Annotated in this window: 21 protein-coding genes and 1 pseudogene; 14 read left to right on the top strand and 8 right to left on the bottom strand. The window is 34.0% G+C overall.

The annotated features are described in order from the left end of the window. The first annotated feature begins 69 nt into the window (after positions 1–69). Positions 70–1,341 (top strand): glycosyltransferase family 39 protein, encoded by a 1,272-nt coding sequence (locus tag EGX95_RS25975; RefSeq protein WP_000939655.1) that lies wholly within the window; start codon positions 70–72, stop codon positions 1,339–1,341. A gap of 93 nt (positions 1,342–1,434) precedes the next feature. Here the strand turns inward: EGX95_RS25975 and EGX95_RS25970 are convergent, their stop codons facing one another. The 3 genes from EGX95_RS25970 to EGX95_RS25960 all read right to left on the bottom strand — a co-directional run bounded on the left by EGX95_RS25970 (position 1,435) and on the right by EGX95_RS25960 (position 3,256). Then, complete coding sequence (locus tag EGX95_RS25970; protein WP_001121766.1) at positions 1,435–1,797, bottom strand: DUF2304 domain-containing protein; 363 nt, start codon at positions 1,795–1,797, stop codon at positions 1,435–1,437. A 6-nt stretch (positions 1,798–1,803) separates the two neighbouring features. Beyond that, positions 1,804–2,532, bottom strand: a complete 729-nt coding sequence (locus tag EGX95_RS25965) for a glycosyltransferase family 2 protein (RefSeq protein WP_000110208.1) — start codon at positions 2,530–2,532, stop codon at positions 1,804–1,806. 211 nt (positions 2,533–2,743) lie between these two features. After that, the gene (locus tag EGX95_RS25960; protein WP_000412125.1) at positions 2,744–3,256 is read right to left on the bottom strand and encodes an acyl-CoA thioesterase; all 513 of its coding nucleotides are present in this window, start codon (positions 3,254–3,256) and stop codon (positions 2,744–2,746) included. A gap of 298 nt (positions 3,257–3,554) precedes the next feature. Between EGX95_RS25960 and EGX95_RS25955 the strand changes: the two genes are divergently transcribed. Further along, positions 3,555–4,868: an ArnT family glycosyltransferase gene (locus EGX95_RS25955; RefSeq protein ID WP_001015647.1), complete on the top strand. Its 1,314-nt coding sequence runs from the start codon at positions 3,555–3,557 to the stop codon at positions 4,866–4,868. A gap of 92 nt (positions 4,869–4,960) precedes the next feature. Here EGX95_RS25955 and EGX95_RS31190 read toward each other — a convergent pair whose 3' ends face one another. The 3 genes and pseudogenes from EGX95_RS31190 to EGX95_RS25945 form a co-directional block, all read right to left on the bottom strand. After that, on the bottom strand, positions 4,961–5,767 hold the full coding sequence (locus tag EGX95_RS31190; RefSeq protein WP_370657705.1) for a methyl-accepting chemotaxis protein: 807 nt from the start codon (positions 5,765–5,767) through the stop codon (positions 4,961–4,963). Next, positions 5,765–6,142: pseudogene (locus EGX95_RS31185) on the bottom strand (protoglobin family protein); the annotation flags it as partial. The gene EGX95_RS31190 and the pseudogene EGX95_RS31185, both read right to left, overlap by 3 nt. A 250-nt stretch (positions 6,143–6,392) precedes the next feature. After that, positions 6,393–7,025, bottom strand: coding sequence for a trimeric intracellular cation channel family protein (locus EGX95_RS25945; protein ID WP_000924376.1), 633 nt, complete (start codon positions 7,023–7,025; stop codon positions 6,393–6,395). Positions 7,026–7,519: 494 nt separating this feature from the next. Here EGX95_RS25945 and EGX95_RS25940 point away from each other — a divergent pair, with 494 nt between their 5' ends. The 8 genes from EGX95_RS25940 (at position 7,520) to EGX95_RS25900 (ending at position 17,019) form a co-directional block, all read left to right on the top strand. Next, the gene (locus tag EGX95_RS25940) at positions 7,520–8,992 is read left to right on the top strand and encodes an O-antigen ligase family protein (RefSeq protein ID WP_000880771.1); all 1,473 of its coding nucleotides are present in this window, start codon (positions 7,520–7,522) and stop codon (positions 8,990–8,992) included. Between the two features lie 95 nt (positions 8,993–9,087). Then, on the top strand, positions 9,088–10,197 hold the full coding sequence (locus EGX95_RS25935) for a glycosyltransferase family 4 protein (protein WP_001221232.1): 1,110 nt from the start codon (positions 9,088–9,090) through the stop codon (positions 10,195–10,197). Positions 10,198–10,218: 21 nt separating this feature from the next. Then, the gene (locus EGX95_RS25930; protein WP_000290759.1) at positions 10,219–10,959 is read left to right on the top strand and encodes a WecB/TagA/CpsF family glycosyltransferase; all 741 of its coding nucleotides are present in this window, start codon (positions 10,219–10,221) and stop codon (positions 10,957–10,959) included. A gap of 292 nt (positions 10,960–11,251) precedes the next feature. Beyond that, positions 11,252–12,451: an MFS transporter gene (locus EGX95_RS25920; protein WP_000521096.1), complete on the top strand. Its 1,200-nt coding sequence runs from the start codon at positions 11,252–11,254 to the stop codon at positions 12,449–12,451. A 265-nt stretch (positions 12,452–12,716) separates the two neighbouring features. Next, complete coding sequence (locus tag EGX95_RS25915; RefSeq protein WP_000698250.1) at positions 12,717–13,433, top strand: LytR/AlgR family response regulator transcription factor; 717 nt, start codon at positions 12,717–12,719, stop codon at positions 13,431–13,433. Between the two features lie 121 nt (positions 13,434–13,554). After that, positions 13,555–15,630 carry a carbon starvation protein CstA gene (gene cstA / locus EGX95_RS25910; RefSeq protein WP_001259568.1) on the top strand — a complete coding sequence of 692 codons (2,076 nt, stop codon included), beginning with the start codon at positions 13,555–13,557 and terminating at the stop codon, positions 15,628–15,630. Further along, positions 15,623–15,826, top strand: coding sequence for a YbdD/YjiX family protein (locus EGX95_RS25905; RefSeq protein ID WP_000919887.1), 204 nt, complete (start codon positions 15,623–15,625; stop codon positions 15,824–15,826). Before cstA ends, EGX95_RS25905 begins: the two co-directional genes overlap by 8 nt. Before the next feature lie 146 nt (positions 15,827–15,972). Further along, a complete protein-coding gene (locus EGX95_RS25900) occupies positions 15,973–17,019 on the top strand; it encodes a GGDEF domain-containing protein (RefSeq protein ID WP_000942882.1) in 1,047 nt (348 codons plus the stop codon). A gap of 84 nt (positions 17,020–17,103) precedes the next feature. Here the strand turns inward: EGX95_RS25900 and pdxK are convergent, their stop codons facing one another. Next, positions 17,104–17,928: a pyridoxine/pyridoxal/pyridoxamine kinase gene (pdxK, locus tag EGX95_RS25895; protein WP_000174249.1), complete on the bottom strand. Its 825-nt coding sequence runs from the start codon at positions 17,926–17,928 to the stop codon at positions 17,104–17,106. A 135-nt stretch (positions 17,929–18,063) separates the two neighbouring features. Here pdxK and EGX95_RS25890 point away from each other — a divergent pair, with 135 nt between their 5' ends. The 3 genes from EGX95_RS25890 (at position 18,064) to EGX95_RS25880 (ending at position 21,121) form a co-directional block, all read left to right on the top strand. After that, positions 18,064–19,635 carry a GAF domain-containing sensor histidine kinase gene (locus EGX95_RS25890; protein WP_000485103.1) on the top strand — a complete coding sequence of 524 codons (1,572 nt, stop codon included), beginning with the start codon at positions 18,064–18,066 and terminating at the stop codon, positions 19,633–19,635. Between the two features lie 20 nt (positions 19,636–19,655). After that, entirely contained in the window at positions 19,656–20,303 is a 648-nt protein-coding gene (locus EGX95_RS25885; RefSeq protein WP_000695786.1) for a response regulator, read from the top strand. A gap of 191 nt (positions 20,304–20,494) precedes the next feature. Beyond that, a complete protein-coding gene (locus EGX95_RS25880) occupies positions 20,495–21,121 on the top strand; it encodes an FMN-dependent NADH-azoreductase (protein WP_000170048.1) in 627 nt (208 codons plus the stop codon). Between the two features lie 59 nt (positions 21,122–21,180). Here EGX95_RS25880 and EGX95_RS25875 read toward each other — a convergent pair whose 3' ends face one another. Then, complete coding sequence (locus EGX95_RS25875) at positions 21,181–21,852, bottom strand: transcriptional regulator YeiL (RefSeq protein ID WP_000868717.1); 672 nt, start codon at positions 21,850–21,852, stop codon at positions 21,181–21,183. Between the two features lie 106 nt (positions 21,853–21,958). Here EGX95_RS25875 and EGX95_RS25870 point away from each other — a divergent pair, with 106 nt between their 5' ends. Next, positions 21,959–22,654: a YjjG family noncanonical pyrimidine nucleotidase gene (locus tag EGX95_RS25870; RefSeq protein ID WP_000760164.1), complete on the top strand. Its 696-nt coding sequence runs from the start codon at positions 21,959–21,961 to the stop codon at positions 22,652–22,654. The last annotated feature ends 39 nt before the right edge of the window (positions 22,655–22,693 follow it).

The raw sequence follows: 22,693 nt of genomic DNA, 5'->3' as shown, positions 1-22,693 counted from the left end.
ATAGAAGTTAGATATGAAAGGTGGTTATAATAGAGAGATGTGTTGTAATAAAAGGGAGGAAACTTTAGAATGTTACAAAAGTATATGCGAAGACCTGAATTGATAATATTGGGTATTATTCTAGTTATTGGCCTAATCTTTCGGTTAATGACTTTAAAAACATATGGTAGTGATTTGACACTTGGTAGCGATGACTTAATGTATCAAAAAAATGCCGTGAATTTTTTGGAAACTGGTATGTTAACGTATCATGATCCGACAAAACCAACTATTCATATCATGCCTGGACAAGTATTTTTATTAGCGAGCATATTTTTCATATTCGGACATGGAAGTTTAGGTGTTTTATGTGCAAAATTAGTTATGATAGCTTTTGGTATTTTAAGTATTTATATGACTTATAAGATTGGTACATATATTTTAAATCCGGCGGTAGGATTGATTGCTGCATTGTTATTAGCTCTATATCCACCTGAAGTGGTGGTGGAGAACTTAACGTTGACAGAAAGTCCTTATCTCTTTCTATCACTAGGGCTGTTATATTGGAGCTTAAAGTTAGCAGATACGCATTCAATGAAAGATTTTTATATTATTTTATTATTCTACTTTGTAACACTATATTTCAGGGTACAAATCGCTTTATATCCAATTCTATTATTTATATATCTTGTAGCAAAACGCTATCCGGCTCGTTTAATGGTAAAGCAAGCCCTTATTAGTGTATTGGTACTATTTGTTGTACTTGGTCCTTGGTGGGCACGTAACTATGTTCAGTTTAACAAGTTTATTCCGCTTACAGCTGGTTCAGGTAATCCTTTACTACTTGGCACATATCAAGGTGAAGGTTATCCATCTGGGAAAAGTGTGGAAGAAATCGATGCAGAAATCTTTGCAAAATATCCAGGTATAGAAGCGCATGAGTTAATGGCGAAGCAGCAAGAAGTAGCGATGGACCGTATTAAGGAATGGTGGCATACAGATAAAGCGTCAATGATAAAGAGTTATTTAATTTTAAAACCACAAATTTTCTGGGAAAAAGCATATTATTATCCAGGCACCACAATTAGTATTTTTGATATATCTGGAGAAGATATGAAGAAGATTTATGACACAATTAAAACAGGCTTCATAATTTGTTCTATCCTAGCATTTGCATTCTGTTGGAGAAGGTGGAGAGAGTATTCATTCTTATGGATAAATGTTTTATTCCAAACCTTTTTCAATAGCTTATACTTTGCATATGATCGATATGCGCTCCCATTGATGCCAATGCTATTTATAATGATAGGTGTAGGTATTGTCGCAACTGTTATGAGGATTAGCAGGCCATTTCTAAAGTAAGTAAATAATCTCATTAAATCTATCAAAGAATTTACATTTAAATGGTATATAAAAATGACCTACTTTCTATTTTAGAAAGTAGGTCATTTTTAATTATGCATCGTGTAAAGAATCATTTTGTTCTTTATTATTTAATTTTTGTTTTAGCAACGCATAATCTTGTGTCAATGTTACAAGTTGGTGATGCTGTTTAGAAACCTTACGAGTTAAATCAAAAATTAAAATAAAGCAGAATAAAAGTCCGAACAGGAATAAAACAGATGGTGGGTATTCTACGTGCAATAGCTTCCCAATCCAATTTATAATCTTATCTGTAGAGCTTAAAATCGCCATTGCGATACAAACAAAAATCCAAAGAATGGCGTATTTTGTTTCTAAAGTTCCTTTACGTATCGAGTTAATAATCAGGAAAAATAATAATAGAATAAAGATAAATGAAAAGGTAATTATGGGCATGGATTATCAACCTTTCACAATTTTTTGCATTAATATAGCCAAGCTGACTTTAATCATGTAATATGCAGACTTTAACGGTGTAATAGAAGATTGTCCACCTTGTCTCTCTTGCATATTTACAGATATTTCTTTAATGCGAAGACTTTTCTTTTTTAAGTGAATGAGTACTTCGGGTTCTGGATAATCTTTCGGATAATTTTGTGCGAAAATTTCAATTACCTTGCGATTAATAGAACGATAACCAGATGTTGGATCCATAAATGTTTGTTTTGTTAGTAATTTTAGTAGGGCAGTAAAATAAAATATTCCAATTCTTCTTGAAAGACTGCCTTTATATGCGGTTTTTTCCGTAAATCGAGACCCTAGTACCATATCACATTGATCTTCAGCTATAGGTTGGATGATTTTATATAAATCATCGGGGTTATGCTGTCCATCAGCATCAAATTGAATAGCGATATCATAACTATTTTCATAAGCATACTTATATCCAGTCTGTACAGCTGATCCAATTCCTAAATTATAAGGTAGATTTACAAGATGGACTGGGAATGTTGTAACAATTTCAGATGTTTTATCCATAGATCCATCATTAATTACACAAATATCTAATCCTACAAAATGTTCTTTTAATTCTAAAAGTCTTGTTAATGTATCTGCAATCGCTTCCTCTTCATTGTAAGCGGGAATAATAATCAAGGTTTTAGGTATTACAATTGGTACTTCAACAGACATATTGCACCATCCTTTACAAATAATAGGCATCATTCTTGTTTAGTAAACATTATCTACTATACCACTAATAGTATAAAAAAATAAAGGACAAGTTAGTGGGGGATTTTAAGAATAGATGTTATGCTTAGATAGCTATATGTAACTTATAATTTAATTTGTAATAAAAAAGCACAGGTGAAGATAAAAGAATGCTTACCTGTGCTAAATAACATTATATATTCCAAGGTTTATTTAAAGTTAAAACCTCAGCCATTTCTTTACTTTTTAAACGTCCTTTTTTTCTATTTTCCGCGCGTTCTAAACCGGTTGTGTGTAACCAATGTTCTTCCTGAGTTTCAGGAAGTACTTGTGGTACGGACGAAGGTTTTCCATCTTTTATTGCCACAAATGTAATGAAGCAAGTAGCAGCAATTCTACGCTCGCCTGCTAATAAATTTTCTGCGATTACTTTTACGAAAACTTCCATTGAAGATTTCCCTGTATAACATACAAATGCTTCATAACAAACAGAATCAGCTTGGTGAATTGGAGTTAAAAAATCAACTGAATCAATAGATGCTGTTACGCAATGTTTACGACTATGTCTTGCAGCCGCAATTGAAGCAATACTATCAATTTCTGCTAATAATTTCCCTCCAAAAAGTGTTTGGTGATTATTTAAATCGTTAGGAAAAACACGTGTTGTTTTAATTGCTTTAGATTCTCGCATGAATTTCTTTTCCATATATTCAGCCCCTATAGTCTGTTTTCAATCAGAATAATATGTGTAAGTGGATTACTCATATTAGATATTTAATAAAGTAAAGCGTATTCCAAAAGAGGATTATTTAAACTTCTGTATTTGTATTCATGTAACTGAAAGAAAATTTATTTTATCTAAAATGTAGTGTAAAAGAGGATTCGCTTACATTGCAAGCAAAAAGTAATGACTATGTATTTGTCATAGAAATTCCCTATCAGCCGTGTACCCATTCATGATAGAATCGTTTTGTTATGAATGGAAATAGAGGTGCAATGGACATATGAATCATATACAAACAAATTTTTCATCTTTCTTCAATAAAATTACGATTGGTGCGATGCTTGCATTTTTTGTTTATAGTTGTTGGACAGCATTTGAGACAAGTAAGCAATTTTTTGGGGGAAGTACAACAAGTGTAACAATCATATTGGCAATTTTCGTCATACTCATTTTGTTAGTGGCAACAATTCTACAATATCGTTTTACAGACAAACAATTTCTTATTTTTCTTATAAGTATATCTATAGTTGTGAGGCTTAGTATGCTGTTATTTGTAGACGCTCCAATAATTGGTGATATGAAAGTGATGTATGAGTCTGCAAAGGAGATTGCAATTGGTAATAATATAGGGACTGTAACTCATTTGCCGTTTATTATATATGAGTCAGTAATTATTCGCATATTTGGTGATACATTATTCGCTTTACAACTATTTAATGTGATATTTTGCGCAGGAACTGCATTTTTTATTTATCGTATTGCGGCAATAGTTTTTGGAGAAGAATGCGGTCGTATTGCTTCCACATTTTATGCTCTGTATATTCCAAATATATTCATGAGTTCCGTATTAACTCCTGAGTCACTTGCAATATTTTTATTTTATTTTGCTTGCTACATACTTTTATATAAAGGATTAGATCATCCTTATATGTGGGTGTTTTCAGCGATTTTATTTGCATGTAGTAATATGATTTTCCCAATGGGATTATTTCTTCCTATTTTTATCACGATATATGTATTATTAATTGAAGTGTTTCAATCAGCAACGAAACAAAAAGTGTTACTAAAGATGATAGGGATACTTATTCTATTTTATAGTGCTCATTTTAGTGTGAATTATGGAATTAAGACAATGGGACTGTCACAATATACGATTACGAATGAGACGTATGTTCAATCTGTCTTAATTGGAAAAACACAACATGAGGAAAGAGTATCGAAAAATCAAAGTGTAACAGAGCATATTGATCAAAAGTTAAAAGAGATTGAGGGAGAAAGATTTAAACTTTTAGAACCGATGATAAATCAGTTTTCAGATGAGGGAATAAATTCTATTCTTTTTAAATGTGAAAAACTGATATATATAGCCGTAACATTGTTTATGACTATAGCGCTATTACACTTCCTTATTAAGAAACAACAAAATGAGGGATATATGTTGTTCTTATTTTTAACTAGTGGCTACGTATTGTTAAAGCTCTTCCAAGTAGATATGGCATATTACAATGTAATTATGCCAGCATTGTTTATTTTGCAGAGCTTTGGTGTTTATATGAGTTATGTGTATTGTCAAAAAATATTTTTCAGAAAATAAAAAGAATCCAGTTTGGATTCTTTTTTTATGGATAGAAGATGAAAGCTAAGAGTCAGCAGGGATAAAATATCTCTACTGACATAAACTTCACTCTATCGATTTAATTCCAGTTGTAAACTATCGGCTGTTAGAGCCATTTTTGAGGAATCGTCTTGAATTCCTTTCATTACTTGTGAAATGGTTTCTAACTCATTCTCAATTTTTTTATTCTGTTCTTTCGAGTTAGACATGTCTTTTACGATTTCTTGGAAGTATTGATCCGTTGCAGACATACTATCAGTTCCTTCAGATACGAGAGAGCTAATTTGTTTCACGGAAGAAGAGACACGAACAATCTGTTCATTTGTTTTTTCAACGAGCTTTGTAACGTTAAATATAGATTCTTTCGTTTGCTCTGATAACTTTCTAATTTCTCCAGCTACAACAGAAAAGCCTTTGCCAAATTCCCCAGCACGCGCAGATTCAATTGCAGCATTTAGTGCGAGTAAATTTGTTTGCTCTGCAATTGATTTTACAATATCTATAATTTCGTTAATTTTGTTAGAAATATCGAGAAGTTCATGCGTATCTGTAATAATCGTTTCCATGTTCGTTTGAATGTATTCCATTCGTTTATTTTGCTCATTTAATTGTTCTTTACCTTTATTTGCTTTTTCTTCTGATGTTGTAGCTAATGACGTACCTGTTTTAGCAATTTCTACAATCGTTTCAGATCTAGCGGTTAACTGCTGAATAGAAGCGCTTGTTTTTTCAGATACAGATGCTAGTTCTGTTGCAATATGCGTAATGGTCATAGCTGTTATTTCTTTTTCTTTTTCAAGTTCTTTTTGCATTCTTTCATATTCAGATTCATAAGCCGCAATAACGAGTTCTTGTTCAAGAGTAAATAATTTGTTTATTACGTTTATGGAATAAGAAAAATCGTCAATTGTTGTAATTTTCGTTTTTAAAATCTTCATGATAGAGCGGAATAATTCTTGATAAGCGGCAGTATACCATTTTCTATGTAACCCGATTTGTACATGTCTTTTGGCAATTCTAACACGTTGTTCAATAAAGTCTTCATGCATATCTCCGCTAAATAATTCTTTTATATGTGTTTTTAAAGTTTGCTTTAGTTTTGGAATAGAGCTATAACGTTCGATAATCGTAATTAAATTAGGCTGTTTTGTAATATTGGAATAGAATTTTTCAGTAATCCAATCAATTTCTTCATAAATAAAGGGCTGTAGTACCTTTACGATTTGTAAATCTTCTTTTGAAATATGTAGCATATCCATTTGAATTTTCAGTTCAGAATTAGTAGGAACGTTAAAAGTGATTTGTTGATTCTTACTTAATTTAAGTATACTGACGTTTGTTTTATTGTTATGTTTTTTAAAAACCCCAAGCATCGTTCTTCCCCCTGTTTGTAAAGCGTTTTCATTTTTTAGTTCTAATATAATTATATATTTTTATATGCAATTACTCTATATTAGTGTGTAGAATAGTATATAAATTAAGAGAATTCCATATAGAATTCTCTTAATGACCTTTATTAATTTTAGCATGTGTTTTAAAGAAAACTGGGAAATGTACATTATATATGACAGTGACAACACGAATAATGAATGTTACTAGTAAACAAACATAGAAAGCCAATACGTGTGCCCCCATTGCATATGTGATTAGGAAACTAATTGCCCCTAAAATAGAAGCGATGGCGTAAATTTCTTTTCGGAATACGTAGGGGATATCTTGAGCGCAAATGTCACGCAAAATACCGCCTCCAATACCTGTAATGACTCCCATTGAAACAACTAAAAATGAGGCGTCAACATGATGTGACATTGCCGCATTTGCACCAATAGCTGTAAAAACGCCTAAGCCAACAGCATCAGAAAGCATAATAACAACTTGAAGTTTATTGATACGTTCAAAAAACATACAAGTAAATAATGCTGATAATACGCTTACGAAAAAGTAAATGGGTTTAACAAATGCGACGGGAGGCAGGTTACCGATCATAATATCACGAATAATACCGCCGCCGAGCGCAGTAGCTACAGCTAAACAAAGGACACCGAATAAATCTAAATCTTTTTTTAAACCAACTAATGTACCAGAAATGGCAGCGGCGATAATGCCAAGAAACGTAAATATATCGATTAATAACATGGCCTTAATCCCTTCCTCTTAAAGATGTTCCAGAGAAAAAATATACACTAAAGTATTGGAAATAACAATTACTTTTCGCTACATGTAGAAAAACGGATAAAATACATAAAGAAAGCGTTTGAAAATGTTTGGAAAATAGCTATAAAGTAATTTGAAAAAGATATGAAAAGATTAATTTTACATTTTTTTGATGTTACCTAGTTGGTAAAATGTTACAATGGTAGGTATGTTATTTACATCTGTATAAAATGATAAAAAAATATGTATATACTGACAAAAATAAGGGGATGGTTGTTAGATAGCTTTTGTAAAAATAAGGAGTATAGCGAAAGAACAGTAATTTCTATTACTGATTAATACTTATCCTGGCTAGTTTTAGCTGGAAAAATAGTTCTCGATTTGAATATGAGTTATGTTATAATTGCTAGGTGTGTTTGAATGATAAAAAATTATGATTAAAAGATAATGTTAAGATTTTGTATGGAGGTCTTGGAATGTTAGCAAATCAAGCTAGGGTTAGATTTGAGCGTTTTTTGCTCTTTTTTATTATTTTACAGCCTGTTTTAGATTTATTAACGTCTCTTAGCATCACTTTATTAAAGTCAAGTGCTACCGTTGGAATTTTAGTAAGATTCCTTATTATGGCTGTTGGTGGCATTTATATTTTAATTCAGGCAAAAGAGAAGGGAAATAGAAAGTTTTTAATTTATCTTATATTATTAGCCGGAGTTTTAGGGGTAGGATTTATTAATAATAAACTAGTTAAGAATCCTATTGTACTTAGTGAAGAAGTTAAATTCGTTGCGAAAGCATTATATATATATATCATGCTGGGATCATACATTTTAGCTTTAAAATCATTGAAAAAGAAAGTTAATATTAGTGATAAGGTTCGGAATAGTATTGTATATGCTACATTAATCATTAACGCAATTATGGTTATTTCTATTTCAACATCTACTGATTTTGGTAGTTATGAATGGATGAAGGTAGGTTCTCGAGGTTGGTTCTATGCAGGGAATGAACTAGGTTCAATCTTAGCTATTATTTTCCCTATTGTGGTACTATATTCTATTCAAAAAACAAAGAGCTGGAAACACGTTTTATATTGGATTCCATCGCTTTTAATGATTTATTCATTAATTCAGGTCGGTACGAAAGTAGGAATGGGCTCAATTGGTGCTACGTTAGCGGCAGCAATCGGAATCATTGTACTACAATTATTATTTGATAGAAAAAATCCGAACAAAAAATCCCTTGCGTTTAATGCAGTAATTGCTATTGTCCTATTAGCTGGTGTAGTTGGAACGTTTAAACAAACGCCATTAGCACAAAATATGGGTATTCACAATAACTATTTATCAGAGCAAAATGTGGCACAGCAAGGTCAAAAGGAAAAAGAAATTAAAGAAAAGCTGAAAAAAGAGCAAGAACTTAAAGCAAAAGAAGAAAAGCATCATAAAGTTGAAAAGCCAGAAGAAAAGGCGAAGATAGAAGAGGAAGTTAAGAAAGAGCTTGAGAAAGAGCAAAAGAAAGAAAATCAAGAAAATCTTATTTTCAGCGGACGTCAAGTATATGAAGAAAGACATAAGCAGTTCTTTAAAGAAGCGCCAATGTCACAAAAGTTATTAGGAATGGGTTATGCAGGTAATTTTAAATATAATGAACAAAAGCAGCCAGATCCAAAGCTAATTGAAATGGACTTCCATGATTGGTTTTATGACTTTGGGATTATTGGTTTTGCATTACTAATGATTCCATTTATTTATTACGGCTTAAGAATCCTACTAGTATTTATTACAAGGTTTAAAGAGATATTTAATATAAAATATGGAATGATTGCAGCAAGCTTATTGTTAGCATTAGGTATTGCTTATATTGCAGGACATATTTTAACAGCACCAGGAGTTGGGATCTACTTTGTAGTGGTGTTAGCTTATCTAATTGTAGACTTAGAAATTGAATGATTAAAATAAAAGCTAACTTTTGTTAGCTTTTATTTTTTAGTACAGTAAAATAAAGATAGATGGAAATGTGGCGAGGATTTAAAGGAGGAAAAAATATGAGGATATTGCATATGAATGCAGGAGCAGAAGATGGGGGAGGGAAAACACATATTATTTCACTTCTCGATCAGTTTCCAACTGGTGAAGTAGAATTAGCGGTATTTGAAGATGGAATTGTTGCGAAAGAAGCAAGAGAGTTAGGGATAAAAGTCCATGTGTTTTCACAAAAATCCCGCTATGATTTATCTATTTTAAAGAATATAAGCGAATTCATTAATAATGAAAAATTTGATATAGTTCATACGCATGGTCCTAGGGCTAATTTCTATGTTTCTTTAATGAAAAAGAGAATAACGGCAAAATGGGTAACGACTATTCATAGTGATCCATTTGAAGACTTTACTAAACAAGGCTTAAAAGGTTGGATTTTTACGAAATTGAATTTGAAAGCCTTAAAAAATATAGATTTATTTTTTGTTGTAACAAATAGATTAAAGAAAAGTTTAGCTGCTTTAGGTATTTCTAATGAAAAGATGCATGTTATTTATAATGGAATTGAATACGATAAGGAAAAAGCAGAAGGTTATAATAAAAAAGAAATGTTCAATATTGATGAAGATGTATTTACGGCAATCCAAGTAGCACGATTGCATCCTGTGAAAGGACATGAAGTTCTATTTGATGCGTTACAACGAACAAAATTAGAGAAAATTAAAGTATTGTTAGTTGGCGATGGCCCGTTAGAAGAAAATCTAAAGTCATTGGCTACTGAAAAAGGGATTAATAATAAAGTCGAGTTTTTAGGGCATCGTCAAGATGTAAAACAATTATTTGCGTCATCACATGTGAATTTATTAACCTCCCATAGTGAAGGGTTCCCACTAGTTTTATTAGAAGCGGCAAATCAACGCGTACCATCAATTGTGACTAGGGCTGGAGAGATTGAACCATTAATTGTAGATGAAACGTATGGATGGATTGTGCCAACAGATGATGGAAAGGCATTAGCATTAGCATTAGAAGAAGCGTATGATAAGTGGAAAACTGGAGAATTAGCAGCAATGGGGAAACATATTTATGAGCATGCTATTATGAACTTCTCACTTCAAAAACTATATGAAGATACAAAGGAAACATATAAGCAATTAATAGCGAAAAACTTGTAATGATAGAGAGGATAGTTAACTATGGCAGTACAAACAGTTGATATTCTAGGCGTTCCTTTTTCTACAATGACAATGGATGAAACGGTCCAATATTTAAAAGAACAACTAGAAGTGGAGCGAACACATACTTTTCAGGTAGTAACAGCAAATCCTGAAATTGTTATGTGTGCAAAAAAGGATGAAGCATTCCATCAAACATTATTAAATGCAGATTTAATTACACCTGATGGTATTGGAGTCGTAAAAGCAAGTGGTATGTTAGGTACACCTGTAAAGGAACGTGTAGCAGGTTTTGATTTAATGTGTAATTTACTTGCGGCGTTATCAGAAGACAATAAACCAGTATCAGTTTTCTTATTAGGTGCAAAACCGCATGTTGTACAAGCTGCAGCAGATCATTTAACGAAGACGTATTCAGCTGTATCTATTGTGGGTATACAAGATGGGTATTTTAAACAAGAAGAAGAAGAGAATATTGTTTCTCGTATTCAAAAGGCAAAACCAGACCTATTGCTTGTTGCACTTGGTTTCCCGAGACAAGAGAACTTTATCCAAACGAATAAGCATCGTTTAGAAACGAAAATGGCCGTTGGAGTTGGCGGAAGTTTAGATGTATGGGCTGGAGAGGTAAAACGTGCACCAAAATGGATTCAAGCGATCCATTTAGAGTGGTTTTATAGATTGTGTAGCAATCCAACGCGTTGGCGTCGTCAGTTAGTATTAGCGGAATTTTTAAAAGAAGTCATGCGTTCAAAAAAGTAGCGTTCTATCGCTACTTTTTTATTTGTCCATTTTTAATAAAGTGCGTTTTTATTCATCTACTACCGATTGCGGATACTCACTAATCGGGTGTTTAATGGCCATGGTTTTTTTATCTATCGCTCTTTGCTTCAGCTGAATTTTGAGGTGAGGGGTCTTACTGCCCTCAAATAGTCGGATAAGTATTTTACTTTTTGGGAATGATGAAGGAGAATTTTTTACCGAAAGTATTTTACTTATACAATTCACACATGTAAAATGATGTGTAAAGACAGCTGTGTAAGGAGGACTTCTTGTGGGCAAGGTGAAAGAAATTTCGAAGCGAAAGCTACTTGGTATAGCGGGGCTTGGATGGTTATTTGATGCAATGGATGTTGGAATGCTTTCATTTGTAATGGTAGCGCTGCAAAAAGATTGGGGATTAAGTACCCAAGAAATGGGCTGGATAGGCAGTATTAATTCAATTGGTATGGCGGTCGGGGCGCTCGTTTTTGGAATACTATCAGATAAAATAGGGCGGAAATCAGTCTTTATTATTACATTATTATTATTTTCTATCGGTAGTGGTTTAACGGCTTTAACGACGACACTTGCTATGTTCCTTGTTTTACGATTTTTAATTGGTATGGGGCTTGGTGGAGAACTTCCAGTTGCTTCTACATTAGTATCGGAGAGTGTTGAAGCACATGAACGTGGCAAAATAGTTGTGCTATTAGAAAGTTTTTGGGCAGGTGGATGGCTAATCGCAGCTCTTATCTCGTATTTTGTTATACCGAAATATGGTTGGGAAGTTGCGATGATATTGAGTGCGGTTCCGGCACTATACGCTTTATATTTAAGATGGAATTTACCAGATTCTCCAAGATTCCAAAAGGTTGAAAAAAGGCCATCCGTTATCGAAAATATAAAGTCAGTTTGGTCTGGGGAATATCGTAAGGCAACAATTATGTTATGGATTTTATGGTTTTCAGTTGTCTTCTCTTATTATGGCATGTTCCTTTGGTTACCTAGTGTAATGGTATTAAAAGGATTTAGTTTAATAAAAAGTTTCCAATACGTACTTATTATGACGTTAGCTCAATTACCAGGTTATTTCACAGCTGCTTGGTTTATTGAACGTCTTGGTCGTAAGTTTGTTTTAGTTACGTATTTAATTGGTACAGCTTGCAGTGCTTACTTATTTGGAGTGGCAGAGTCATTAACGGTATTAATCGTAGCAGGCATGTTACTATCATTCTTTAATTTAGGTGCTTGGGGTGCATTATATGCTTATACACCTGAACAATACCCAACAGTTATTCGTGGTACAGGTGCAGGGATGGCGGCAGCATTCGGTCGTATTGGTGGTATTCTTGGACCGCTATTAGTAGGATATTTAGTTGCTTTACAGGCTTCACTATCACTAATATTTACGATTTTCTGTGGATCAATTTTAATAGGCGTATTTGCTGTAATTATACTTGGGCAAGAAACGAAACAACGAGAATTAGTATAAGGTAAAACTTTAATCGGTAAGTGATCTCAATTATTGGTCCGTACCAATTATGTTTTAGAGTAGTAAAACTAAGAGCCCATGTTTTCTCATTCAGTGGGTTTTACTGCCTATAAATAACGGAAAAAAGGGCAGGGGGAACCATGATGGTTCCCTTTTTTCTGTTTTTTTAGATAAATAATGGTATAGTAAGAAAAAGGGAATGTTCCTTATAAAAGCGAATGTATACAACAGGACATACGGACAAAAGAATTAGGTGGTTGAAGAAATGAAAATTTTACTGATCATGGAAGATGCAGAAGAGCGAAGAAGTTTAGTTGAAAAATTTACTGAAAATATAAGGAATGTAGAATGTTTTGAAGCAAATACAGGAACAGAATCATTATTTATGATGAAGAAGCATACACCAGATTTTGTTTTTTTTAATTCAAAATTACTAGATGGAACGGGTTTTGAATATGCGAGTTTATTACGGGAAGTAAATTGTTATACGAAATTTATTTTTATGGGTGAAGATATAGAAGAGTCCATTACAGCATTTCGTTTTCAAGCAGTTTATTATTTACTACGCCCATTTCGCGAGGAAGATTTGCAATTCCTTTTATATAGAATGGCTAAAGAGCAAGGTGAGAAAGCAAAGAGCTATTTGCGTAAACTACCGATAGAAGGTCAAGAGGGGATTCGGTATATTTTCCCTGAAGATATTGTATATGTAAGCAAAAATAAGGAAAACAAAACAGTTTCAATTTATACAACAAATAATCAGTATATTTCAACATATACACTCCAGGAGCTAGAAAATAAGCTAAATGCATATGATTTTTTACGTGTGCATAAAAGTTATTTAATTAATATGTCATATGTACAAGAGTTAAAACCTTACTATAATGGCACATATAATCTATATTTAGATAAATATGATGAGCAACCGATTCCAGTAAGTCGTAATTATGTGAAACGACTTCGAAATAAAATTGAATTATAGCAGATAATGCGAATTTTTTAACATGATAAACTAAAAATCCTTCATGATAGGGAGGATTCAAGTTAAATATTCAGAAAATTTAGTACAATCCCACTAAGAAATAGTATTGGGGGGATTGTATGTGAGAACATTGAAGTCGATTTTACTTTGGGGAGTTATTGCAGCAGTAGGAGCCGGGGCTTTTGGTGTAATAGCTTTATCACAAGGTGAAACTATTAATGCTGTATGGCTCTTAGTAGCTGCGGTATGTGTGTATGCAGTTGCTTATCGCTTTTATAGTAGATTTATAGCGAGAAAGGTATTCGGTTTAGATAATAATCGACAAACGCCAGCTCATACATTAAATGATGGAAAAGATTATGTTCCGACAAATAAATGGGTATTATTTGGGCATCATTTTGCAGCAATCGCTGGGGCTGGTCCTTTAGTAGGACCGATTTTGGCGGCACAAATGGGATATTTGCCAGGGACAATATGGATTATTGTAGGGGTAGTTGTCGCTGGAGCTGTGCAAGATTTTGTCATTTTATTTGCTTCGATGAGACGTAATGGTAAATCTCTCGGTGAAATGATTAAAGATGAGATTGGTCCTGTTACAGGACTTATTGCAATGATTGGTATTTTAGGCATTATGATTATTTTATTAGCAGTATTAGCATTAGTAGTAGTAAAGGCGCTTGTCGGAAGCCCTTGGGGAATGTTTACGATAGCAGCAACGATTCCTATTGCTATTTTAATGGGAGTATATATGCGCTACATTAGGCCTGGACGGGTTGGTGAAGGGTCAGTAATTGGAATTATCCTACTTATACTGTCTCTTATTGGAGGGCAGTATGTAGCGGAAAATCCAGCGCTTGCAAGCATGTTCACGTTTAGCGGAGAAACAATTGCTATAATGCTTATTGTATATGGATTTATCGCATCGGCATTACCAGTTTGGATGCTTTTAGCACCACGTGATTATTTAAGTACATTTTTAAAAGTCGGAACAATTGTAGGATTAGCAATCGGTATTTTAATTGTAGCACCAGATTTACAAATGCCAGCAGTTTCGAAATTTATTGATGGAACTGGTCCTGTGTTCTCTGGAAATTTATTCCCGTTCTTATTTATTACTATTGCTTGTGGTGCAGTGTCTGGATTCCATGCTCTTGTTTCATCAGGTACGACGCCGAAGATGATTGAGCAAGAGGGACACGCACAGCCAATCGGTTATGGAGCAATGTTAATGGAGTCGTTTGTAGCAGCCATGGCGATGATTGCAGCTTGTGTATTAACACCGGGAACGTACTTTGCAATTAATAGTCCTGCAGCACTTATCGGTACAGATGTCTCGCAGGCAGCTCAAGTTATTTCCTCATGGGGATTTGCTATTACACCAAATGAACTAAAAGATCTCGCTGTAAACGTTGGAGAGCAAACGATTTTATCACGTACAGGTGGTGCACCAACGTTAGCGATAGGTATGGCATATATTTTCTCAAAAGTAATAGGTGGAACGGCCATGATGGCATTTTGGTATCATTTTGCGATTCTCTTTGAAGCGTTATTCATTTTAACAACGATTGATGCTGGAACGCGCGTAGGTCGATTTATGATTCAAGATATTTTAGGGCATGTATATAAGCCATTTGGGAAAACGGATTCTACATTAGCGAATGTAATAGCTACAACGTTATGTGTGTTAGGATGGGGTTATTTCTTATATCAAGGGGTAGTTGATCCGCTTGGTGGAATTAATACATTATGGCCACTTTTCGGTATTGCAAATCAAATGTTAGCAGGTATTGCGTTATTACTTGGAACGACAATTTTGTTCAAAATGGGAAAAAAGGCATATGTTTGGGTGACGCTTATTCCAACTGTCGGATTGCTTATTGTAACGATGACGGCGGGTTATCAAAAGCTATTTCATGAAAACCCTAAAATAGGATTTCTATCCCACGCAAAGGTGTTTCAAGGAGCATTAGATGAGGGGAAAGTGTTAGCGCCAGCTAAAAATGTGGCTCAAATGAAGCAAATTATTTTCAATGATTATATTGATGCGGCACTTTGTGGAATTTTTATGATCGTTGTAATCGCTGTATTAATTTCTGCAATTCGAATTTGGATTCAAGTATTAAGAAATAAGCCAATGCCGCTAAAAGAGGCACCATATATCCCTAGAGATGAAAGTGAGTCGAGGAACTATGCTTAAAAGACTATGGCAAGTATGGGGACAAAGGAAACACTTTATTAGTTTACTTGTTGGAGTACCAAGCTATGAAACATATGTAGAGCATATGAAAAAGCATCATCCAGAAAAAGAAGTTGTATGTCAAAAACAATTTTTTGCAGAAGCGCAAGAAGCTAGATTTAATGCAAAGGGTGGAAAGATATCGCGCTGTTGTTAGTGAAAAGGACGAATTTTCGTCCTTTTTATTTTTTTGCTGTTTCACGTGGAACAGCAAAAAATAAATAAAAATCTTTGGGAATTATAGGGATGTCGTATACAATAAAATAAGGAAAGGGATAGATAGAAAAGTAGGGAGATTATTTTATGTTAAGGGACTTATTTGTAAACACAACAATTATTCTTTCCTTTATTTTTATTGGAGGTCAGCTTTTAAGAGATAAACCGTTAAAAGAAGAGTTCTCTTTTTGGCAGAAATGTGTAGTAGGTATTTTTACTGGAATATTAAGTGTACTGTTGATGTACTTTGGCGTACATATTGAGAATATTATGTTAGATCTACGCTATTTAGCTGTTATTTTGGCAATTATAATTGGAGGTCCGATAGCTAGTAGTATAACAGTTACGATTATTTTAATTACCCGATTATTTTTAACCGAGTACTCTTTAGCCTCTGAATTGGCTTGTTATACTATTGTATTGATAGGTGTTGGAATTATTTTTATTTGGCGGATGAAAGCTTCTATATTTATAAGGTGGATCTGGTTTAATGTATATAGTTTATCTATTTTAATAGTGCCACTTTCTATGTTATTTAAAGATATGTCTATAGTAGCATTATATTTAGTTTGTAGTAGTGTAGCGGCATATATCACATTTATAAGCGCAAATTATGTATTGCAATCCAATGAGTTATTTCAAAAGATGAAGCAATATGCAACGATAGATGCATTGACAGGGTTAGGAAACGTAAGGCAGTTTGATTTAGAAATGAATCATCATATTGGTAATAAGCGCATGAAAAATGATTCACTTTGTTTACTACTTATAGATATTGATCATTTTAAGTCTACGTACGGGCATCCTGCAGGAGATGAAGTATTAAAACAAATAGGGCGTATTTTACGAGAAGTTTCAACGTTTCCAGATTTGGCTTTTCGAAAGGGTGGAGAGGAGTTCGCGCTTCTTATACCACAGAAGGGATTAGCTTACGGAATGCGTATGGGGGAACAAGTTCGCGCAGCTGTTGAAAAACATTCATTCCAATTGTTAGATGGAACAAAAATAAAAATTACAGTTTCAGTAGGAATTTCAGTATATGAACAATCACCAGAGCAATTTATTCAAGCAGCTGATGATGCATTATATTACTCCAAAAGAAATGGTAGAAATCAGGTCAGTTCTGCATCTTAAAGATAAGATGACCAGAAGAGCTTATAAATAAAAACACCCACAGAGAGGGAAAATACACACTCTGTGGGTGTTTTTATTTATAGGTTAGACAAGCTCTTTTGATACAACGAATTTACGATATGCACCGTGATGTGTTGGACCTACGTATTCGTTGATCTTGAATGAATAACGGATAGCAGCTGTGATAAATTCTTTAGCAGTTTTTACTGCTTCTTTCACAGGTTTTCCTTTTGCAAGTTCTGCTGTAATTGCAGCAGAATATGTGCAACCTGCGCCGTGTGTATTTGTCGTATCAATTTTTTCTGATTCTAGAATGTCGAATGTCTCTCCATCATATAGGACGTCGATTGCAGTTTCGGTACCAAGCTTGCTACCGCCTTTAATTAGGACATATTTCGCACCTAAAGCATGGATTTTTTTCGCTGCTTCTTTCATGTCTTCAAGAGAATTAATCTTTACGCCACTTAATTGGTAAGCTTCAAATAAGTTTGGTGTGACAACTAATGCCTTTGGAACAAGAACGTCACGTAAGCAATCATTCGTTTCAGGATGTAATGCTTCATCAGCACCTTTACATACCATAACAGGGTCAACTACTACATTTTTGAAATTATGTTTTTCGATTGTTTCTGCAACCATTTCAATAATTTCTACCGATCCAAGCATACCTGTTTTTAAAGCATCTACGCCAACGCCCTCAATTGTCGTTTCTAATTGTGGTTTTAATGTAGAAGCTGGGATTGGGAATACGTTATGTGCCCAACCGTTATGTGGATCCATCGTTACGATTGTCGTAAGAGATGTCATTCCGTACACACCAAGTTCTTGGAATGTTTTTAAATCTGCTTGTATACCAGCACCGCCACTTGTGTCAGAACCAGCGATAGTAAGTGCTTTATTTAATGTCATTATGAAAAGCCCCCTCAGGTGATATAATGAAAACTATGTTTTCACCATTATATCAATGTTACGAATAAGTACAAAGTGAAAAGTAGATGATTTATGTTAGGAACTATGTAAAATCTTGTATGTAGGAGACGAATTATGTTTCAAGAGAATCGTACAAATGAATTAGTTATATTAAAAGAAATTGCAGAAACACTAAATACATCAAATGATACATATCATGTATTGCAAGCAGTGCTAGAAAAATTACTTAGTGTAACAGGTTTAACGACAGGATGGATATTTCTTGCGGATGAAAATGGTAGATATACAAAATTAATTGATTATCAATTACCAGAGGCACTTACATATGAAAACAAACGCCCGATGTGTGAAGGGGAATGTTGGTGTTTACGTGGCTTTGTGGAAGGAAAACTAGAGCGAGCTGTTAATATTATTGAATGTAAAAGAATTAATAATGCAATTGAATATAATTGGGGAGATACAGAAGGAATTCTTCATCATGCTACGGTTCCTTTAAAGGCTGGAGGAGAAAAATTTGGTTTGTTAAATGTGGCAAGCCCAGGTAAAACACATTTTTCAGAAGAAGAATTAGTATTGCTTCAATCAGTTGCCTTCCAAATTGGAACGGCTTTAAAACGAGCAAAGTTATATGAAAATGAAAAGCGAAGAGCACATTATTATGTGAAATTAGAACGGTTCATTCAAGTTTTAAGAACGATTCATCAATTTAATATATTGCCTGAAAAAGTTGTAGATCAATTAGGTGAAGTGTTTCAGTGGAATCAAGTCGCATTCTTTATTAGGGAAGAGAAAGAATTATCCTTGCGGGCATCTTATTGCCAGGAAGAATGGCAGGAGGATATAAAAGAAGCGGCGAAAGAAGCGTTAGAAAAAGGTGAACCTATTTTATTAAACGATCAAATCAGTCATAAGATTGCCTCTAATAGGACGGTTATCGCCACCCCAATACAGATTCAAACTCACATATTTGGTGTTTTATGTGTTAGTTCAAATAATGGTGAATTTGATGTAAATACGTTAGATGTACTTCAAGCAATAACAAATCATATTTCTTTCGTGATAGAAAATTTAAGGTTAAATGAGCAACGACGTGAACTCGTACGAATGGAAGAAAGAAATCGATTAGCAAGGGACTTACATGACTCTGTTTCACAAAAGTTATTTTCGTTAACCTTTATGACAAAAGGCGCTGAGGCGGTTTTAAAAGGTCAAAACGAAAAAGTGGATCGATCTTTGCATGACATGCGTGAACTAGCGCAAGGAGCTTTAAAAGAAATGAGGACGTTAATTTGGCAATTACGTCCAGCGGGTTTGGAGAAAGGATTATTACCAGCTTTAAAGCAATATGGTGAAAGTTTGGGTTTGAAAATTCGAGAACAAGTTACAGGTGTCCGTGATTTGCCACGCGTAGTAGAGGAAGCGCTATGGAGAATTGGACAAGAAGCTTTAAATAATGTAAGTAAGCATGCAAATGTTAGAGAAGCGACGATTTATTTCAAAGTGACGGAGAAGAATGTATCATTAGAAATAGTCGATCAAGGAACCGGCTTCGTAGAAAAGGATATAAAAGAGAAGAAATCACTTGGCATGACTACGATGCGAGAAAGAGTAGAATTAGTCGGTGGAACAATTAAAATTGTAAGTGATAAGAAAAGGACAAGTGTAAAAGTAAACGTACCATTATGATGTGAAAATGAGGGAAGTTTGTGAAAATAAAAGTATTGTTAGTTGATGATCATACAGTCGTTTTAAAAGGATTAGCATTTTTCTTAAGTACACAGGAAGATATAGAGTTAGTTGGAGAAGCAAGTAATGGGAAAGAGGCACTAATGAAAGTAGGGGAGACGAATCCTGATGTTGTACTAATGGATTTATATATGCCCGAAATGGATGGTGTTGAGGCGACAGCGTGTATTAAAAAAGAATATCCGAATGTGAAAGTAATTGTATTAACTAGCTTTTCTGATCAGGCGCATGTGTTACCAGCATTAAGGGCTGGAGCAAGCGGGTATATTTTAAAAGATGTAGAACCGGATCAGCTTGTTGAGGCTATTCGAAGTGCATATAAAGGTAATATTCAATTACATCCTGATATAGCAAATGCTCTTCTCTCTCAAACATTACCTGTAGAAGAAAAGGAAGAAGAGCCTTCTATTCAAGTGGATGTGTTAACAGCGAGAGAAAATGAAGTATTGCAGCTATTAGCGAAAGGGATGAGTAATAAAGAAATCGCTTCTGTTTTAGTTATTACGGAAAAAACGGTAAAAGCTCATGTAAGTAGTATTTTGAGTAAGTTGAATTTATCTGATCGTACGCAAGCAGCATTATATGCAGTAAAAAATGGAGTTGTATAAGACGAAAGTCGTAAGACCTAGTTCGCCTTTAGAAGGTGGACTTTTTTTATGGAAAAATACGTCTATGTGAGGACGAAATTGTCTTGATATAAAGATAAAATATGTTTGTAAGCAACAAAACAACAATTACAAGGGATACCTTTTTTGAAAGCATATAACAACAGAAGAGTTAGTACTAGGAGGAAAACATAATGACAAAAGTTTTATTCGTAAAAGCAAACAACCGTCCAGCGGAACAAGCAGTTAGTGTAAAATTATATGAAGCGTTTTTAGCAAGTTACAAAGAAGCGCATCCAAACGATACAGTAGTAGAACTTGATTTATATAAAGAAGAATTACCATATGTAGGCGTAGATATGATTAATGGTACATTCAAAGCTGGTAAAGGGTTTGATTTAACTGAAGAGGAAGCAAAAGCAGTAGCAGTTGCTGATAAGTATATAAATCAATTCCTAGAAGCTGATAAAGTCGTTTTCGGTTTCCCATTATGGAACTTAACGATTCCAGCAGTGTTACACACATATATTGATTATTTAAACCGTGCTGGTAAAACGTTTAAATATACGCCAGAAGGTCCAGTTGGTCTAATTGGAGATAAGAAGATTGCATTATTAAACGCACGCGGTGGCGTATATTCTGAAGGTCCAGCAGCAGAAGTAGAAATGGCTGTTAAATATGTAGCAAGCATGATGGGCTTCTTCGGCGCAACAAACATGGAAACAGTAGTTATTGAAGGACATAACCAATTCCCAGATAAAGCAGAAGAAATCATTACAGCTGGTCTTGAAGAAGCAGCTAAAGTAGCAAGTAAATTTTAATTGAAATTATAATCGTCACTCAAAGAAACAGCATTAACGTTTATGTTAATGCTGTTTCTTTATATTTTTAGCTCATCAGCAAGTTTTTCTAGAAGATTGCGATCTTGTATGTAATAGGTTCTTCCGTCTTTCTTTAAATAATTTTGTTGGCAAAATTGGTTTAATACATATAAAAGGTGACGGTAGCTAACATTTAAGTATTCCGAAGCCTCGGTATGTTTTTCTGTATAACTGTTATTTTGTTCTGTTAATAGAATAAACGCTGCTAATCGATTTTCGAACGGATAACTATTGTTTTTGGCATAACTTTCTGTTCGGGTAATTGTTTTTTCACCGATAAATTTGCATAGTTTCTGTAGAAAGATAACATCTTGTAACAAAAGATGCTGACAATCTTTAAGAGGAAGCGCTAAGCACATGCAATCTTCAATTACTTCCACCGTTTTCGTAATGGATTCTACGCCAATTAATCCTAATTCCCCAATGAACGAAGATGCTTGAATAAAGTTAATTAAGGAGGTTTTTCCGTTTTTGTGACTCATATATATTTTTGCTTTCCCAGAAATTAAGTAATAAAGATAAGGAACATCGACCCCTTCATTACATATCTTTTCGCTCTTCTGAAAGGAATGTAGTTCAGCATACGGTAAGATGTCAAAAGAAAAAAGAGTATGGAAGTTGTAAGTTTGTATGTAATGAGAGATTTCTTCGCTATTTTTGCTGACTTTCATGTTTTCACCTCATGTTTAGTATGAGATATCTCCTATTATTTTTACAAGAAAGAATGATACGATTTACGTAAATTTGTTTTTGTAGAAAAGAGAGTGTGAAGGGCTTATGAAAAAATATAAAACATTATTATTCGATGTAGATGATACATTGTTAGATTTTCAAAAGGCGGAAAAAGCGGCATTACGTATGCTTTTTGAAGAGAAAGGGATGTCTCTAACTAGCGAGATTGAAGCGCAATATAAAAAAATTAATAAAAGTCTTTGGGATGCTTTTGAAGAAGGGGAAATAAATCGCGATGAAGTCGTAAATACACGGTTTTCGATTTTGTTTAAAGGATATGGAGAAGAAGTAGATGGGATATTATTCGAAAATAATTATCGTAGCTACTTAGAAGAAGGAAATCATCTTATGCAAGGTGCGTTAGAATTTATAAATCAAATTCAAAGTGAGTACGATTTATATATAGTGACAAACGGTATTTCTAAGACGCAAGATAAACGTTTACGTAATGCAGGATTACATGCCTTGTTTCAAGATGTTTTCGTTTCTGAAGATACAGGATTCCAAAAGCCGATGAAAGAGTATTTTGATTATGTATTCGAACGCATTCCTAATTTTGCTCCTGAAGAAGGGCTCATTATTGGGGATTCGTTAAGCGCTGATATTAAAGGTGGATATGTAGCGGGAATTGATACCTGTTGGTTTAATCCAGAAAGGAAATTAAATGATAGTGGGATTATACCGACATATGAAGTGCATAATTTTGAGGAGTTAGAAGCGTTATTAAAGCAGCATGTGTAATAAAAAAATAGGCAGTGGAGCTTTCTTCCTCACTGCCTA

Source organism: Bacillus sp. FDAARGOS_527, from assembly GCF_003812125.1.
GTDB lineage: Bacteria > Bacillota > Bacilli > Bacillales > Bacillaceae_G > Bacillus_A > Bacillus_A paranthracis.
Note: the sequence above shows the minus strand (reverse complement) of the source record. Positions and strands in the feature narration are given on the sequence as shown.

Bases quoted from the DNA above. Each gene is read 5' to 3' on its own strand.
- EGX95_RS25975 (WP_000939655.1), top strand. From the start codon at position 70: ATGTTACAAAAGTATATGCGAAGACCTGAATTGATAATATTGGGTATT.
- EGX95_RS25970 (WP_001121766.1), bottom strand. From the start codon at position 1,797: ATGCCCATAATTACCTTTTCATTTATCTTTATTCTATTATTATTTTTC.
- EGX95_RS25965 (WP_000110208.1), bottom strand. From the start codon at position 2,532: ATGTCTGTTGAAGTACCAATTGTAATACCTAAAACCTTGATTATTATT.
- EGX95_RS25960 (WP_000412125.1), bottom strand. From the start codon at position 3,256: ATGGAAAAGAAATTCATGCGAGAATCTAAAGCAATTAAAACAACACGT.
- EGX95_RS25955 (WP_001015647.1), top strand. From the start codon at position 3,555: ATGAATCATATACAAACAAATTTTTCATCTTTCTTCAATAAAATTACG.
- EGX95_RS25945 (WP_000924376.1), bottom strand. From the start codon at position 7,025: ATGTTATTAATCGATATATTTACGTTTCTTGGCATTATCGCCGCTGCC.
- EGX95_RS25940 (WP_000880771.1), top strand. From the start codon at position 7,520: ATGTTAGCAAATCAAGCTAGGGTTAGATTTGAGCGTTTTTTGCTCTTT.
- EGX95_RS25935 (WP_001221232.1), top strand. From the start codon at position 9,088: ATGAGGATATTGCATATGAATGCAGGAGCAGAAGATGGGGGAGGGAAA.
- EGX95_RS25930 (WP_000290759.1), top strand. From the start codon at position 10,219: ATGGCAGTACAAACAGTTGATATTCTAGGCGTTCCTTTTTCTACAATG.
- EGX95_RS25915 (WP_000698250.1), top strand. From the start codon at position 12,717: ATGAAAATTTTACTGATCATGGAAGATGCAGAAGAGCGAAGAAGTTTA.
- EGX95_RS25905 (WP_000919887.1), top strand. From the start codon at position 15,623: ATGCTTAAAAGACTATGGCAAGTATGGGGACAAAGGAAACACTTTATT.
- EGX95_RS25900 (WP_000942882.1), top strand. From the start codon at position 15,973: ATGTTAAGGGACTTATTTGTAAACACAACAATTATTCTTTCCTTTATT.
- pdxK (WP_000174249.1), bottom strand. From the start codon at position 17,928: ATGACATTAAATAAAGCACTTACTATCGCTGGTTCTGACACAAGTGGC.
- EGX95_RS25890 (WP_000485103.1), top strand. From the start codon at position 18,064: ATGTTTCAAGAGAATCGTACAAATGAATTAGTTATATTAAAAGAAATT.
- EGX95_RS25880 (WP_000170048.1), top strand. From the start codon at position 20,495: ATGACAAAAGTTTTATTCGTAAAAGCAAACAACCGTCCAGCGGAACAA.
- EGX95_RS25875 (WP_000868717.1), bottom strand. From the start codon at position 21,852: ATGAAAGTCAGCAAAAATAGCGAAGAAATCTCTCATTACATACAAACT.
- EGX95_RS25870 (WP_000760164.1), top strand. From the start codon at position 21,959: ATGAAAAAATATAAAACATTATTATTCGATGTAGATGATACATTGTTA.